The sequence below is a fragment of the Mesorhizobium sp. M1329 genome (assembly GCF_040318035.1).
Taxonomy (GTDB): domain Bacteria; phylum Pseudomonadota; class Alphaproteobacteria; order Rhizobiales; family Rhizobiaceae; genus Mesorhizobium.
On record NZ_JAMYLN010000008.1, the window covers coordinates 164982 to 179929 of the forward strand.

The following is a 14948-nucleotide window of genomic DNA, read 5'->3' on the forward strand; positions in this document are numbered from 1 at the left end:
TCATGCGGACGTTGGATTTCTGAGAAAGCGCGAGCGTCAATACTAACTTCTGGTGATGGAATTTTCCCGTGAGATAGGCACGCTCCACGGCGAAAGGAGTGCCCCGCCATGACCGTCCTCGCCTACAACCTTGCCAATGACATCAAAGGATTATGGAGGGTCGTCTTCGTGCCGGACGAACTGCATTTGTATGTGGAATTCAGCCAGCCAGACGCCGACACAAACCCGGCTGATTGGATGAGCGTTGATGATTTCCTTGCATGGCGGCCGAAAGGCGCACTCCACGAGCGAGCGCGCGACAGCTTGGTTTCGCTCATTTGCAAGGCGCTGACAGGGCGATGAGACACGGGAAACCCGCACCGAGATCGAGTGCGAGCGCCGCGAGTGGGCCTAGGGCCCACAAGCCAGTGCGACCCCGCCGCCGACAAACCCCGGCGGCCGGGTGCCTCGGGGACACGATGGTAGATTGCCAATGCGTTCGCGCGTGTGGCCTTAAGTCGCAAACTATTGGCTTCAGAAGCAGGGCGTCGGGCTTCATTGACGGTGCTACCAACACCATATGGTGATCCATAGCCCTCCAAAACGAGAGAAGCTCGTCCCGACGGGTCGCACTGCGGCCGTCAGCTGGTAATTGCTACGAACTAGGAAACCATCATGCCTGAAAATCCTGAAAATATCAGACCAACTTCGAGAGACGTCCCCCTCATTCAGCTAGGCCTCTATCAGTGCCGCTTCCCGGTGAGCGAAGACGCTTCTGTACCTGGCGGTTATCGTTTTTGTGCTGGGCCAACTTCGCCGGATCGCGTCTACTGCGATCACCACCACAACATTGTGACCGCCGTGGACCCTCGTCGAGCCCGTTCGGGTCTTCACCTCGCTCAACGACGCGCCGCGTAAGCCTGACTGGCGGCGGCCTCCCGGCCAGGCGCTATGCGCTCCAAGGCCTTGGCTACGACCTTGCCGTCGGCTCGGTCTGGCGCATCCTCCCTTATGCCGTCTTCGCCGATGTATCCCCGTCGCCCGATTGAGAACGACGACTTCTCGCCGAGCCCTTCAGCTCGCTACTCGCACAAACGTGTCGGCTCCAAAGGTTTGTCTGTCAGCACATCTTCAATGTGCCCGCGCCTGAAGCCCCAACATCTTCTGCGACCAACCCGCGTACCTGGCACCGCCGGTCGGTTGCTGCGGCGGATTTTCGCTGTTCGCAGCTGAACAATGCCTATCAACCTTGTCATCGCACCTAGTCGCACGTAGCGGCCGTTCGAATTCTCATCGCTCGGCGCGATGTTTGGTCCGTCTGGCCAGAAGAGCGGAGCAAGCCATTGACACCCACGAAGTTGCTGATTGGGCAGATCGCTGTCGTATTCGCAATTGTCATTCTTGGCGTGTGGACTGCAACCCAATGGTGCGCCCACATGCTCTCCTATCAGCCGCCACTGGGCGCGCCATGGTTTGTGACAGTCGGCTGGCCGATCTACCAGCCGTGGAAACTGTTCGAATGGTGGTTCCAATTTGACGCCTATGCGCCTGAAGTCTTCGACAAGGCTGGCATACTTGCCGGAGCCAGCGGGTTCCTGGGCTGTGCCGCCGCGATAGCTGGGTCCCTCTGGCGCGCACGGCAGCGGGGGTTGGTCACCACCTATGGGTCCTCACGATGGGCCATGAAGCTGGAAATCGAGAAGGCGGGGCTGTTTCAGCCGGCCGGCGTTTTCCTTGGCGGACTGAATTATCGCTATCTGCGCCATGACGGACCAGAACACGTCATGGCCTTTGCGCCGACACGTTCGGGCAAGGGCGTCGGACTCGTTGTTCCAACCCTTCTTTCCTGGACCGGCTCGGCCGTCATTCACGACATCAAAGGCGAGAACTGGCAGCTGACCTCTGGCTGGAGGTCGAAGTTCTCGCACTGTCTCTTGTTCAATCCGACCGATCCGAGATCGGCGCGGTACAACCCGCTGCTGGAAGTGCGCAAAGGTCCAGATGAGGTCCGCGACGTTCAGAATATCGCCGACATTCTCGTCGATCCGGAAGGCGCGCTGGAGCGGCGGAACCATTGGGAGAAGACCAGTCATTCACTCCTAGTTGGCGCCATCTTGCACGTGCTCTACGCCGAAGAGGAAAAGACACTGGCCCGTGTCGCCACCTTCCTGTCGGACCCGCAACGCTCATTCGCTGCGACACTGCAGCGGATGATGACCACAAACCACCTCGGCACGGTGGACAAGCCCCAGGTCCATCCGGTCGTGGCCTCGGCGGCTCGTGAGGTGCTGAACAAGTCAGAGAACGAGCGCTCAGGCGTTCTCTCGACCGCCATGTCGTTTCTCGGGCTCTATCGTGATCCAACGGTGGCCGCGGCAACATCGGCCTGCGACTGGCGCATTGCCGACCTTGTGGATGCCGAGCGACCGATGTCGCTGTATCTTGTCGTGCCGCCGTCGGATATCTCGCGCACTAAGCCCCTGGTGCGATTGGTGCTCAATCAAATCGGCCGGCGGCTGACCGAGCGCCTGGAGGGCGATCCAAAGAAGAGCCGCAAGCATCAGCTCCTGATGATGCTGGATGAATTTCCGGCGCTCGGTCGGCTCGACTTCTTCGAGACTGCGCTCGCCTTCATGGCAGGCTACGGCATCCGCGCTTATCTGATAGCGCAATCGTTGAACCAAATCTCCAAGGCCTATGGCGAGAACAACGCCATTCTCGACAATTGCCATGTGCGGATTGCCTTTTCCTCAAATGACGAGCGCACGGCCAAACGCATCTCGGACGCGCTCGGTACCGCGACGGAACTCAGATCGATGCGCAACTATGCCGGCCATCGGTTGGCGCCCTGGTTGTCCCACGTCATGGTAAGCCGCCAAGAGACCGCTCGCCCCCTGCTGACGCCGGGTGAGGTGATGCAGTTGCCGCAGGCTGACGAACTAATCCTGGTTTCGGGATTGCCGCCGATTCGCGCCAAGAAGTTGCGTTATTACCAGGATCCGAATTTCACGGAGCGAGTGCTGCCTTCGCCGGTGCTGCGCGACGGTGCCTACGCGGATCGGCCCACGTCGCGCCCGGACGATTGGAGCGGACAGGTGCGCGGCCTGGATCGGCGTCTTGCTGGCGACGACGACAGTGCCGGCGCGGCAATCGAAGACGGAGGTGTCCAGCAGCAGCGCCATCCGGGCCTGCCCGAAGAACGGACCCTCGTCGCCCAGGAGCCTGATCATGGCGATCTGTTCACGCCCGCAGACGATGACTGCGAGACGCTCGCCGACAAGCGCGTCATGGATCGGATTTCCACCGCAGCACGTGCGTACGGCCTCAATGAGGGAATGGGCGACGACAAGGACATCGTGCCCGGCTTCTGAACGGCGCGCCATACGCGGGCGCATCTCAGCGTAGATAACGGCCGTAAGCGATTTCGAGGATCTCGACGATGCTCGTTCCCGTCGCCGGTGCATCAGCGCCGGTCAGAGGGAACAAGCAGCATGAAGCCCCACCGCATTCGTCACCAGTTTTTGCTTGGACCCGAGTTGAGCGAGAAGCTGGAGAACCTCAGCCGCAATCCATCGACCACCAAATCGGCCATTGTGGCGCACGCGGTCGAGGCCTTTATCGAGCGGCGTGGGGAGAATGAACTCGACCACCGCTACGGCAAGAGGCTCGACCGTCTTTCCCGTGACCTCGGACATGTCAGGCGCGATGTCGAGATGATCCTGGAGAGCCTGGCGCTCTTCATCCGCTTTTCGATCACGCTTCATGCTCACACGCCGGTGCCGGACAAGGCCACGCAAGCGATTGCCCAGGAGCGCTTCGAGAAATTCGTCGAACAGGTCGGCCGCCAAATCGCTTCCGGGAAACGGTCACTTGGCACCGACGATCGCAGGGGAGGGGAAGGATGAGTTCTCATCCGGAAGCCGACCATCGCCGCCGCGCCATGCTGCGCACCGCCATGGGTCCGGCGATCACCGAAGCCCTTGCCGATCCGACCGTCATTGAGGTGATGGTCAATCCCGACGGTGCGCTGCGGCTCGACCGGTTGGGTGAAGGCCGGGTCGACACCGGCGTGCACATGCATCCTTCTGAGGCCGAACGCATCATCCGCCTGGTCGCCTCCCACGTGCGCGCCGAGGCGCATGCGGACAATCCGATTGTCAGCGCCGAATTGCCATCGGGCGAGCGCTTCGAGGGTCTGCTGCCGCCTGTCGTGCTGGGGCCATGCTTCGCCATCCGAAAGGCTGCGGCGAAACTCTACACGTTGGCCGACTATGTCGCCGACCGGGTCATGCTGCCGCTGCAGGCCGATGCGCTGAAGAAGGCGGTCCGCGAGCGGCGCAACATCCTGGTCGCCGGCGGCACGTCGTCGGGCAAGACAACACTTGCCAATGCGCTGCTGGCACAAGCCGCCGATTGCGACGAGCGGGTGATCCTGATCGAGGACACGCGCGAACTGCAATGCGCGGCGAAGGATTGCGTTGCCTTGAGGACGAGGCGGGGGTCGGTCACGCTCGCCGATCTCGTGCGCTCGACCCTGCGGCTCAGACCCGACCGCATCATCGTGGGCGAAGTCAGGGGCGCGGAAGCCCTGGACATGCTGAAGGCATGGAACACCGGGCATCCCGGCGGCATCGCGACGGTTCACGCCAATTCGGCGCGCTCCGCTCTCTACCGTATCGAGCAGCTCGCCCAGGAAGCCGTCGTCACCGTTCCCCGCCGCCTCATCGCTGATGCGGTAGATCTGATCGTCTTCATCGCTGGGCGCGGATCCTCGCGCCGCATTGACGCGATCGCTGAGGTCACCGGTCTCGACAGCAGCGGTGATTACGCCCTCACCCCGCTCACGCTTCCGCAACTCCAGCAGTTTTGAAAGGTCACCTCATGCTCAAGAAGCTTCGCTTCCTTTCGTCCACCGCGCTCGCGTTTCTTCTCACCGTCCCGGCCCACGCAGCGGGCTCCGGCATGCCTTGGGAACAGCCGCTGCAGCAGATCCTTGAGTCGGTCCAGGGACCGGTCGCCAAGATCGTCGCGGTGATCATCATCATCACCACCGGCCTGACCCTTGCTTTCGGCGACACGGCAGGCGGTTTTCGCCGGCTGATCCAGATTGTCTTCGGCCTGTCGATCGCCTTCGCGGCATCGAGCTTCTTTCTCTCCTTCTTCTCCTTCGGCGGCGGGGCACTCGTCTGATGGCCACCGGAGAGCAGCATATCGAGGGTTTCGAAGTCCCCGTTCACAGGGCATTGACTGAGCCGATCCTGCTGGGCGGCGCGCCGCGAGCGGTGGCGATCCTCAACGGCACGGTGGCCGCCGCCATCGGACTTGGCCTGCAGCAGTGGATCGCCGGACTGGCGCTCTGGATCGCCGGCCACACGCTCGCGGTCTTTGCCGCTCGCCGCGATCCGGACTTCGCCAGCGTGCTTGTCCGTCATCTTCGCCTGAAAGGGTGGCTTGCATGCTGAACCTTTCGGAGTATCGCGGCAAAGCCGATCGGCTGGCCGATCATCTGCCCTGGGCCGCTTTGGTGGCGCCCGGCATCGTGCTCAATAAAGACGGTAGCTTCCAGCGAACCTTCCGGTTCCGTGGCCCCGACCTTGAAAGCGCGACCGAAGCCGAGTTGGTCGGCATCTGCGCACGAGCCAACAATGCGCTACGAAGGTTGGGCTCCGGATGGGGGTTGTTTTTCGAGGCCGAGCGCGTTGAAGCGCTGGGCTATCCGAGCTCGGCTTTTCCCGATGCTGCCTCATGGCTGGTCGATGAGGAACGGCGCGCGGCCTTCGAGGGCAAGGTCGCGCACTTCGAGAGTCGCTATCATCTGACCTTGGTCTTCATGCCGGCGCCAGATGGCCAGGCGCGGGCGGAAAGCGCACTGGTCGACTCGCATCACTCGGGAGGGGCTAGAGACTGGCGCCAGGAGCTGGCGTGGTTTCGCGACGAGACCGACCGCGTCCTGGATTTGCTGTCCGGCTTCATGCCGGAAGTGCGCGCCCTCGATGATGCCGAGACGCTAACCTATCTGCACGGCACAATCTCGACCTACCGCCATCCGGTCGCCATGCCGGAAACGCCAATGTATCTCGACGGTGTTCTGGTTGACGCGCCGCTTACCGGCGGCCTGGAGCCGATGCTGGGTGAGCAGCATCTGTGCACCCTCACCGTTCTTGGTTTCCCGAACGTCACCCGGCCAGGGATCCTCGACGCGCTCAACCATCAGGATTTCGCCTACCGCTGGATGACGCGCTTCATCCCGCTCGACAAGACGGAAGCCACAAAGACACTGACCCGGTTGCGCCGTCAGTGGTTTGCCAAGCGCAAATCGGTCGCAGCCATCCTGCGCGAGGTCGTGACCAACGAACCCGTCCCTCTCGTCGATAGTGACGCCGACAACAAGGCGCTCGATGCGGATGCCGCCCTTCAGGCATTGGGCGGCGATCACGTCGGCTTCGGCTATCTCACCACAACGGTGACGGTATGGGACCAGGACCGGCAGGCCGCCGCGGAAGAGCTCCGAGCGGTTGAGCGCATAGTCAATGGGCTCGGCTTCACCACGATCCGTGAAAGCATCAACGCGGTCGAGGCGTGGCTCGGCTCGTTGCCCGGTCATGTCTACGCTAACGTTCGCCAGCCGCTCGTTCACACGCTGAATCTTGCCCATGTCATGCCGCTGTCGTCGGCGTGGGCCGGTCCGGTGGACAACGAGCATCTCGCCAACGTGACTGGGACCGAATCCCCGCCGCTTCTCTTCGCAGAGACCAACGGGTCGACACCGTTTCGGCTTTCCACCCACGTCGGCGATGTCGGCCACATGCTGGTCGTTGGGCCGACCGGTGCCGGCAAGTCGGTTCTGCTCGCGCTAGTCGCTCTGCAGTTTCGACGCTATGCCGGGGCGCAGGTCTATGTCTTCGACAAGGGCAATTCGGCTCGTGCGGCAACACTGGCCATGGGCGGAGAACACCACGCGCTGGGCGCGGATGGTGCGCTTGCCTTCCAGCCACTGAGCAATATCGGCGACCAGACTACTCGCAGCTGGGCGGCGGAATGGATCGCCGGCCTCGTTGCCCATGAGAATGTCAGCGTTACGCCGGAGGTAAAGGAGGCGATCTGGTCGGCACTCATCAGCCTTGCGACTGCGCCGGTGCAGGAACGCACGCTGACGGGCCTGTCGGTTCTGCTTCAGTCCAATGGGCTCAAGGCCGCGTTGATGCCCTACACGCTCGACGGTCCCTTCGGCCGGCTGCTCGATGCCGATGAAGATCGGCTGGCTTTGTCGGATGTGCAGTGTTTCGAGACCGAAGAGCTGATGCACAGCCAAGGCGCTGTGCTCCCGGTGCTCACCTATCTGTTCCATCGTCTCGAGGAGCGGTTCGACGGACGGCCGACGCTGCTGATGCTCGACGAGGCGTGGGTCTATCTCGACAACCCTCTCTTTGCCGCCCGCATCCGCGAATGGCTGAAGGTGCTGCGAAAGAAGAACGTCTCCGTCATTTTCGCCACGCAGTCACTTGCAGACATCGCTGCCTCGTCGATCGCGCCGGCAATCATCGAGAGCTGCCCACAACGCATTTTTCTTCCCAATGACCGTGCCGTGGAACCGCAGGTGCGGGCAGCCTATGAGTGCTTCGGCCTGAACGAGCGGCAAATCGAATTGGTCGCCCGTGCCACACCGAAGCGCCAGTATTATCTGCAGTCGCGCCGCGGCAACCGCCTCTTCGAGCTCGGGCTCGGCCCGATCGCTCTTGCGCTCTGCGGCGCCTCTGATCCGGCCACGCAGACCCTAATCGACAAGGTGCTGTCAGAGCACGGACAGGAGGGCTTTGCCGCCCGGTTTCTGATTGCGCGCGGCCTCGATTGGGCTGCCGAGCTTCTCCAGCAATTCCCTCAACCAGACAAGGAGCAATCGTCATGATGCGGCGCCGCCTTCTCACCAGCCTGATCACCGTTTCCCTGATCGCAAAACCAATGGCCGACTACGTCCAGCCGGCCCACGCCCTGATCGTGTTCGATCCGTCGAATTATGCGCAGAACGTGCTGACAGCGGCACGTTCCCTGGAGCAGATAAACAACCAGATCCAGTCGCTTCAGAACCAGGCGACGATGCTGCAGAACATGGCGCGGCACCTTCAGCGCCTGGATTTTTCTTCCGTGGGCCAGCTCACAGGTTCGCTCCAACGGATCGACGGCCTGATGACCCAGGCCAGCGGCCTGAGCTTCGATCTCGACAAGCTTCAGAACCAGTGGCGTGTGCAATATCCGGAAAGCTACGACGCCACAATCGAGGTCAACGATGTGGCGAGCGCCGCGCGCGAGCGCTGGCAAAACGCCATGCAGGCGTTCCGCCAAACCATGAGCGCGCAGTCGCAGATCGTGGAGAACGTGCGGGCCGACGGCGACCTGCTTACCGATCTCGTCAACCGCAGTCAGGGCGCGGCAGGTGCCCTTGAGGCAAGCCAGGCCACCAATCAGCTGATCGCGCTTTCGACCAAGCAGCAGATGCAGATCCAGACGCTGCTCGCGACCCAGTTCCGGGCTGAAGCCGAAGATGCTGCCCGCAAGGCGCAGTCCGAGGAAGCCGCCCGCGAGACGACGAAGCGTTTCCTGGGCACCGGTACGGCCTATCCCGGCAACTGATCAGCAGTCTTCAAGACAACGAGGAAGACGGCGACATGAATGACCTCGGCGTCATCGATCGCTTTATGCAGACCTTCATCCGCTATATCGACAGCGGGTTCGGTCTGCTTTCGGGCGACGTCGCCTTTCTCACTACCATCCTGATCGGCATTGACATCGCGCTGGCGGGCCTGGTCTGGGCGTTCGGCGGCGAACCCAATATTCTCGGTCGGCTCGTCCGAAAGGTGCTCTATGTCGGCGCCTTCGCATTCATCCTGAACAATTTCAGAAGCCTTGCCGACATCATCTACCGCTCCTTTGCCGGGCTCGGCATCAACGCTTCGTCCGGCAATTTGTCCGCCGACAGTCTCCTGCGGCCAGGCCGCATTGCCGCGGCCGGCTTCGAGGGCGCCTGGCCGCTGCTCAATCAAGCGAGCCAGCTAGTCGGCTTCCCCGAGATCTTTGGCAACGCGCTGACCATCTTCGTGCTGCTTCTCGCCTGGTTCCTGGTCCTCATCGCCTTCTTCATCCTTTCCATCCAGCTTTTCATCACCATCCTGGAGTTCAAACTCACCACATTGGCCGGCTTTGTTCTGGTGCCCTTCGCGCTCTGGAACCGCTCGGCGTTTCTGGCCGAGCGCGTGCTCGGCAATGTGATCTCGTCGGGCATTAAGGTGATGGTGCTTGCCGTCATCGTCGGCATCGGCTCCACGCTCTTCGGCGAGTTCGCTTCCGCCCTGCAAGGCAAGGAGCCGGACTTGGCCGCGGCCATGTCACAGGTACTGGGCGCGTTGGCGCTGCTTGGGCTCGGCATTTTCGGACCGGGAATTGCCTCGGGTCTTGTTTCCGGCGCGCCGCAGCTTGGCGCGGGAGCCGCACTCGGAACCACCGCGGCGGCCGCCGGATCAACGCTCGTTGCCGGAGGTGCGGCGCTTGCCGGCGCGCGCATGGCAACCGGCGGCGGTCTCGCCGCCGTTCGAGCCGGCACGGCCATGGGATCGGCTGCTTCCACAGCTTGGCAGATGAGGCGTGCAACATCGCCCGAGTCCGGCCTCTCCGGCGTAGCTGCTGGACTGCAGGGCGTTGCCGGCGCAGCTGGCGGCGCCGCGATTCGGGGAATGCGATCTGCAACAGAACCATTCCGGCGCAGCGCCGATGCCGGCCGCGATGCCGCCTGGACCGCGACGGGCGGCACGCCGACCGCATCAATGACCGGAAACCCTGCCGCGTCAGGTGCCAATGCCGCGCCGGCGTGGGCGAGGCGCTTGCGTTCCGAACAGACCGCGCGCGCCCATCGCCACGCCGCCACGCAGGCCGTCCGCGATGGCGATCGGGGTGGAAGCGGCGCCAACCCCTCTCTCAACGATAAGGAAGACTAGATGCTCTTCAAGCGACCTGTTCAGCGTTACGGGAAGACGCCCCACCCCGTCACACCATACCAGAAGGCCGCCCAACTTTGGGACGAGCGCATCGGCACTGCGCGCGTGCAGGCAAGGAACTGGCGCCTGATCGCCTTTGGCTGCCTCGCTCTGGCCATCGGGCTCTCTGGTGGACTCTTGTGGCAGTCGATGCAGGGCCGCGTCGTGCCCTATGTCGTCGAGGTCGACCGCTTCGGTGAGACACGGGCTGTCGCGCCGGCAATCCAAACCTACGAGCCCGACGATGCCCAGATTGCCTGGCATCTCGGCCGCTTCATCCAGAATGTCCGCTCCGTCTCCACCGATGCGGTGTTGGTGCGGCAGAATTGGCTCTCGGCCTACGACTTTGCCACCGACCGTGCAGCCCTCTTTCTCAACGAGTACGCTAAGGCCAATGATCCGTTCGGCAAGATCGGCACGCGCAGCGTCTCGGTGCAGGTGACGAGCGTGGTTCGAGCGTCCGAGAGCTCCTTTCAAGTCAAATGGACCGAGCAGGTCTTTGAGCGCGGCAGCCTCGCCAGCACAACGCGTTGGACCGGGATCCTCACCATTGTGATCCGGCCGCCGAACAATACCGATCAGCTGCGCAAAAACCCGCTCGGCGTCTTCATCAATGCCATCGACTGGTCGCGCGAGCTCGACAGTGCCGCGCAGACTTCCGTTCCCCCAAAGGAGTCCGCCAATGATAAATAGACTCTCGTCGCTCCGCACTGCGCTGGTCCTGTCGACGTCGGCTGCGGTCATCTCCGCCTGTGCCTCGAAGCCGGTGCCGCCACCTCAGATTTCCTATGATGCTGCCAAGTTCCAACCGGCGGCAATCGAGAAGGCGCCGGAGAAGCCCGTCAAGGTCGTGGAAGTGCCGACACCGCTGCCGCTGCCCGGCCAGTTGCAGCCCGAGCCGGGCAAGGCTGCTGAAGACAGGCGCTCGCCTGAAGAACGTGTCGCCGATGCCAACAAGGCGGCGACGCAGCAACCCACCAAATATGGCTATGTGAATGCGGTGCAGGTTTACCCTTTTGCCGAAGGCGCGCTCTACCAGCTCTATGCCGCACCGGAGCGCGTCAGCGATATCGCTCTGCAGTCAGGCGAGAAACTCCAATCCGTGTCGGCCGGCGACACAGTGCGCTGGGTAATTGGCGACACCGTCAGTGGCTCCGGCGATGACCAGCGCACCCATGTGCTGGTGAAGCCCTTCGCGCCAGGACTTGCCACCAATCTGGTGATCACCACGGACCGGCGAAGCTATCACCTGCAGCTTCAAAGCACGGATAAGACCGCCATGGCGGCCATCTCCTGGACTTACAGCGAGGACCAGATCATCGCGCTACGCCGGCGCAATGCGCAGGCCGACGCCGCTATGCCAGTGGCGTCGAATGTGGCTCTCGAAAATATTCGCTTCCGCTATTCGATTACCGGCGACATGCCGCCCTGGAGGCCGACGCGCGCGTTCGATGATGGCAGCAAGGTCTACATCGAGTTTCCGCGCCGCATCGATCAGGGCGAGGCCCCGCCGCTCTTCATCGTCGGTGCTGACGGGGACAACCAGCTCGTCAACTACCGCGTACGGGGCAACTATTACATCGTCGATCGCCTCTTCGCCGCGGCCGAACTGCGCCTCGGCGCCAAGCAGCAGCAGGTGGTGCGCATCAGGAGGACCGACGGCAGGCAAGCGCCGCGGCGGATATTGCTCTTTTCGCGTTCCAGCAGGTGAGGGACGGCCCATGACGGATACTTCCCGCTCCGATGCTCCACCGAAACTCGATCCAGAACAGCTGCAGCTGCGGGCCTCGCCTCGCCGCGCTGTGCGCTTCAAGCGCGGCATTATTGTCGCCATTGCTGCTGTTGGTTCCGGGACCGTTCTAGCCGTCACCATGATGGCGCTGCAAGGACCGGCACTGCGCATCAAAGAGCAGGCTGAAGAGCTTTACAACACCGAGCGGAAGCCAACCGCGGAGGCAATTGAAAGGCTGCCTAAGGACTATTCCGGGATCAAGCCCAAGCCTCCGGTGCTTGGACCACCGCTGCCCGGCGACCTCGGCCGCCCCATCCTTGAGCACCAACGCCAGCTGGGCATCGCGCCGGGCCAGGAGGTTTCGGCGGAGGAGCAGCGCCTTGCACAGCAGGCGATCGAGGCGCGCGAATCGCAAGTCTTCTTCCGGATCGAAAATCGACCCCGGCAAGCGGATGCCGCCGGCAACGGGCAGGGCGGGCGTCCACCCTTTGATGGAACGGCTCCACAATCCGATGCCGCACGCGATTCAGCTTCCGTTGCACCGGCCGAGGGCGACCAAAACAATCAACAGCGCAAGCTCGATTTTGTCAGCCAGCGGAACACAAGTGGAATCTACAATCTGCATGCACTGCAGACGCCGGCTTCGCCGTATCAGCTGATGGCCGGCAGCGTCATCGCAGCGAGCCTGATCACTGGCATCAATTCCGACTTGCCCGGCCTCGTCGTCGCACAGGTCACCGAGAATGTGCACGACACAGTCACCGGCAGCACCTTGCTCATTCCGCAAGGCTCTCGCCTGATTGGCACCTATGACAGCGTTGTTGCCTTTGGACAAAGGCGCGCGCTGCTGGTCTGGCAACGGATACTGCTGCCCGACGGCTCTTCGATCGAAATCGACAATCTGCCGGCGACGGACACCGCCGGCTATGCCGGGCTTGAGGACAAGGTGGATTTCCACACCTGGCAGCTGATGAAAGGCGTTGCGCTGGCCACGTTGCTAGGGGTCGGCACCGAGCTGAGCCTCGGGGAAGACGAAAGCGACCTGGTCAAAGCAATCCGCGAATCCGCTCAGCAGAACGTCAGTCAAGCTGGCCAGCGCATCACCGAGAAGAACCTCAATATTCAGCCCACGATCACCGTCCGCCCTGGTTGGCCACTGCGCGTCATCGTGCACAAGGATCTTGTGCTACGGCCGTACCCGAATTGACTGGAGTCATCATGACCAATCTGAAACTCGGCAAACTTCCGGATCGGACACCTTCGAAGATCACCATAAGCGTAAGTGCAGACCTGAACCAAGCACTGAAGGACTATGCGGCGCTTTATCGTCAGACCTATGGCGAGTCCGAATCGGTAGCGGAACTGATCCCGTTCATGCTGGCGGAGTTCCTGGAGAGCGATCGAGCGTTTGCCAAGGCCAGAAAGGAAGGGCTCCCTGTCGTCGACAAGTCAGAGAAATCGCGGCGGAAGGCAATTTCAGGGTCCGAATAAGTCACAGCGACCAGTGAGTCCGAGGGGGCACCTTTCTAGGCGGGCGAATGCATTCAAGCAACTTGCCGGCGGCAAGCCGAAACATAGGGCACAAAAGACGAGCTGATCTGCCCCGAACCAATGCCGGCTCTGCGCCTTTGACGGCCGTAAAGGTCCACTTCACAGCTTCTTAAAAGCAGATGAGGTGGATGGCTCCCGCTCTAGGCATCTGAGTGCCACAGTGGGTTTGCTGTCAGGCAACCCGAGCAAAGGAGCCATCCGCCATGCAGATTACTACCGTGGGCCTTGATCTGGCCAAGCGCATTTTTCAGGTTCATGCCGTCGACGCGTCTGGGGGCGTTGTCGTGGGCAAGGCCCTGCGGCGGTCGCAAGTCCTGCCGTTCTTCGCCAAGCTGCCGCGCTGCCTGATCGGAATCGAGGCCTGCGGGACGTCACATCACTGGGCTCGAGAACTGACGGAGCTCGGCCATGAGGTCCGCTTGATGCCGCCGAGCTACGTGAAGCCTTATGTGAAGCGCGGCAAGAATGACGCGGTGGACGCGGAAGCGATCTGCGAAGCGGTGACACGCCCGACCATGCGCTTCGTGGCGATGAAGTCGGCCGAGCAACAGGCGGCCCTTTCGCTTCACCGCACACGCAATCTTCTGGTCAAGCAGCGCACGCAACTGGTGAACATGATCCGCGGCCTGTTGGCCGAGTTCGGCATCGACATTCCCCAAGGTTTGGAGCGGGCGCTCAGGCTGGCGCGCCAGATCGCCGCGAAGGAAGTGGAGCCGGAAGTGCCGGCAATGGCAACGCAGGTTCTCGATCTCCTGTGCGACCAGGTGCTCGACACCCATGCCCGGCTCCAGACCATCGACCGGTCGATCCTTGCCCAACAAAGAACGAATGAAGTGGCACGGCGTCTATCGACCATACCTGGCATTGGCCCGATCGGTGCCACAGCGTTGGCGGCCTCGGTTGCCGATCCGGGTCAGTTCCGCTCGGGTCGAGAGTTTGCCGCCTGGCTCGGGCTGACACCTTCGCAAAACTCGAGCGGCGGAAAGGACCGTCTCGGGCACATCACCAAGATGGGCGACCGGTACCTGAGAAAGCTCCTTGTGATCGGCGCGACCTCTCTGATCCGACGGGCGAGGCATAAGCCCGAGGCTGCGGATCCGCGCCTCCTCGCGTTGCTCGCCAGGAAGCCAGCGCGCGTGGCGAGCGTAGCGATGGCAAACAAGATGGCCCGCGTGGTGTGGGCTATCATGGCGCGCGGCGAAACCTATCAAGCGCGTCATGCTCCGAACCTTGCAGCGTAAGTTGCGCAGAAGACGAGACATTGAAGCAGAAATCAGATCGAGCCGATCAATCGGCTCCATGAGGTTGTAAGAGCGACGCGATGTGATGGCGAGACCGGTCAGGCCGGGAACAGGGATAACCCATGCGATGTCGGAGGCATCATAGCCTGCAAAGCAGATTGGGACCTTGTTCGCCGACCCCATCAGGGCCAGCAGCTTCAAACGGCTGCATGAACAGGCCGGACAGAAGACTGCACCCGACCAATGCGCCAGAACGACGAATTACCTCTTGCAATACGGGAGCCATCCACAGAAGACATCGCTGGCGATGCCCTCGAAGTCGACCATGCCCACTTCCCGACGTTGGCTTCTTGTTGGAAGCGGGCATTGGTTGGCAGGGCCAGAACTGCCGCTTGCGGCCCGTCGCGCTTGCCTTCATCA

The 14948-nt window shown here is 62.3% G+C and carries 15 protein-coding genes; all 15 read left to right on the top strand.

What is annotated here, in order from left to right:
- Positions 1 to 108 precede the first annotated feature (108 nt).
- A complete protein-coding gene (locus NKH21_RS10830) occupies positions 109 to 342 on the top strand; it encodes a hypothetical protein (RefSeq protein ID WP_352467844.1) in 234 nt (77 codons plus the stop codon).
- 312 nt (positions 343 to 654) lie between these two features.
- On the top strand, positions 655 to 897 hold the full coding sequence (locus NKH21_RS10835) for a GcrA family cell cycle regulator (RefSeq protein ID WP_352473685.1): 243 nt from the start codon (positions 655 to 657) through the stop codon (positions 895 to 897).
- A 425-nt stretch (positions 898 to 1322) separates the two neighbouring features.
- Positions 1323 to 3350 carry a conjugal transfer protein TraG gene (locus NKH21_RS10840; RefSeq protein ID WP_352864841.1) on the top strand — a complete coding sequence of 676 codons (2028 nt, stop codon included), beginning with the start codon at positions 1323 to 1325 and terminating at the stop codon, positions 3348 to 3350.
- 120 nt (positions 3351 to 3470) lie between these two features.
- A complete protein-coding gene (locus tag NKH21_RS10845; RefSeq protein ID WP_352458763.1) occupies positions 3471 to 3884 on the top strand; it encodes a CopG family transcriptional regulator in 414 nt (137 codons plus the stop codon).
- Positions 3881 to 4849, top strand: a complete 969-nt coding sequence (trbB, locus tag NKH21_RS10850; protein ID WP_352473682.1) for a P-type conjugative transfer ATPase TrbB — start codon at positions 3881 to 3883, stop codon at positions 4847 to 4849. The genes NKH21_RS10845 and trbB overlap by 4 nt, the downstream gene beginning before the upstream one ends.
- A gap of 11 nt (positions 4850 to 4860) precedes the next feature.
- The gene (locus NKH21_RS10855; protein ID WP_023680310.1) at positions 4861 to 5169 is read left to right on the top strand and encodes a TrbC/VirB2 family type IV secretion system protein; all 309 of its coding nucleotides are present in this window, start codon (positions 4861 to 4863) and stop codon (positions 5167 to 5169) included.
- Positions 5169 to 5441, top strand: a complete 273-nt coding sequence (locus tag NKH21_RS10860; protein ID WP_023680309.1) for a VirB3 family type IV secretion system protein — start codon at positions 5169 to 5171, stop codon at positions 5439 to 5441. The genes NKH21_RS10855 and NKH21_RS10860 overlap by 1 nt, the downstream gene beginning before the upstream one ends.
- Positions 5435 to 7885 (top strand): conjugal transfer protein TrbE, encoded by a 2451-nt coding sequence (trbE, locus tag NKH21_RS10865; protein ID WP_352473680.1) that lies wholly within the window; start codon positions 5435 to 5437, stop codon positions 7883 to 7885. The genes NKH21_RS10860 and trbE overlap by 7 nt, the downstream gene beginning before the upstream one ends.
- Positions 7882 to 8607 carry a P-type conjugative transfer protein TrbJ gene (trbJ, locus tag NKH21_RS10870; protein WP_352473678.1) on the top strand — a complete coding sequence of 242 codons (726 nt, stop codon included), beginning with the start codon at positions 7882 to 7884 and terminating at the stop codon, positions 8605 to 8607. The genes trbE and trbJ overlap by 4 nt, the downstream gene beginning before the upstream one ends.
- Before the next feature lie 35 nt (positions 8608 to 8642).
- Positions 8643 to 9965, top strand: a complete 1323-nt coding sequence (trbL, locus tag NKH21_RS10875; RefSeq protein ID WP_352567552.1) for a P-type conjugative transfer protein TrbL — start codon at positions 8643 to 8645, stop codon at positions 9963 to 9965.
- Positions 9966 to 10697: a conjugal transfer protein TrbF gene (gene trbF, locus NKH21_RS10880; protein ID WP_352567553.1), complete on the top strand. Its 732-nt coding sequence runs from the start codon at positions 9966 to 9968 to the stop codon at positions 10695 to 10697.
- The gene (trbG, locus tag NKH21_RS10885; RefSeq protein WP_352864846.1) at positions 10687 to 11715 is read left to right on the top strand and encodes a P-type conjugative transfer protein TrbG; all 1029 of its coding nucleotides are present in this window, start codon (positions 10687 to 10689) and stop codon (positions 11713 to 11715) included. The genes trbF and trbG overlap by 11 nt, the downstream gene beginning before the upstream one ends.
- Positions 11716 to 11725: 10 nt before the next feature.
- Positions 11726 to 12943 carry a TraB/TrbI/VirB10 family type IV secretion system protein gene (locus tag NKH21_RS10890; protein ID WP_352864849.1) on the top strand — a complete coding sequence of 406 codons (1218 nt, stop codon included), beginning with the start codon at positions 11726 to 11728 and terminating at the stop codon, positions 12941 to 12943.
- A gap of 11 nt (positions 12944 to 12954) precedes the next feature.
- On the top strand, positions 12955 to 13227 hold the full coding sequence (locus NKH21_RS10895; protein WP_352473672.1) for a DUF2274 domain-containing protein: 273 nt from the start codon (positions 12955 to 12957) through the stop codon (positions 13225 to 13227).
- Positions 13228 to 13490: 263 nt separating this feature from the next.
- The gene (locus tag NKH21_RS10900) at positions 13491 to 14528 is read left to right on the top strand and encodes an IS110 family RNA-guided transposase (protein WP_352864851.1); all 1038 of its coding nucleotides are present in this window, start codon (positions 13491 to 13493) and stop codon (positions 14526 to 14528) included.
- Positions 14529 to 14948: the final 420 nt, after the last annotated feature.

Excerpts from the sequence above, each read along its gene's own strand:
- NKH21_RS10855 (WP_023680310.1), top strand. The coding sequence starts at position 4,861 with ATGCTCAAGAAGCTTCGCTTCCTTTCGTCCACCGCGCTCGCGTTTCTT.
- NKH21_RS10900 (WP_352864851.1), top strand. The coding sequence starts at position 13,491 with ATGCAGATTACTACCGTGGGCCTTGATCTGGCCAAGCGCATTTTTCAG.
- NKH21_RS10860 (WP_023680309.1), top strand. The coding sequence starts at position 5,169 with ATGGCCACCGGAGAGCAGCATATCGAGGGTTTCGAAGTCCCCGTTCAC.
- trbE (WP_352473680.1), top strand. The coding sequence starts at position 5,435 with ATGCTGAACCTTTCGGAGTATCGCGGCAAAGCCGATCGGCTGGCCGAT.
- NKH21_RS10830 (WP_352467844.1), top strand. The coding sequence starts at position 109 with ATGACCGTCCTCGCCTACAACCTTGCCAATGACATCAAAGGATTATGG.
- NKH21_RS10895 (WP_352473672.1), top strand. The coding sequence starts at position 12,955 with ATGACCAATCTGAAACTCGGCAAACTTCCGGATCGGACACCTTCGAAG.
- NKH21_RS10845 (WP_352458763.1), top strand. The coding sequence starts at position 3,471 with ATGAAGCCCCACCGCATTCGTCACCAGTTTTTGCTTGGACCCGAGTTG.
- trbJ (WP_352473678.1), top strand. The coding sequence starts at position 7,882 with ATGATGCGGCGCCGCCTTCTCACCAGCCTGATCACCGTTTCCCTGATC.
- trbG (WP_352864846.1), top strand. The coding sequence starts at position 10,687 with ATGATAAATAGACTCTCGTCGCTCCGCACTGCGCTGGTCCTGTCGACG.
- trbF (WP_352567553.1), top strand. The coding sequence starts at position 9,966 with ATGCTCTTCAAGCGACCTGTTCAGCGTTACGGGAAGACGCCCCACCCC.
- trbL (WP_352567552.1), top strand. The coding sequence starts at position 8,643 with ATGAATGACCTCGGCGTCATCGATCGCTTTATGCAGACCTTCATCCGC.
- NKH21_RS10890 (WP_352864849.1), top strand. The coding sequence starts at position 11,726 with ATGACGGATACTTCCCGCTCCGATGCTCCACCGAAACTCGATCCAGAA.
- trbB (WP_352473682.1), top strand. The coding sequence starts at position 3,881 with ATGAGTTCTCATCCGGAAGCCGACCATCGCCGCCGCGCCATGCTGCGC.
- NKH21_RS10835 (WP_352473685.1), top strand. The coding sequence starts at position 655 with ATGCCTGAAAATCCTGAAAATATCAGACCAACTTCGAGAGACGTCCCC.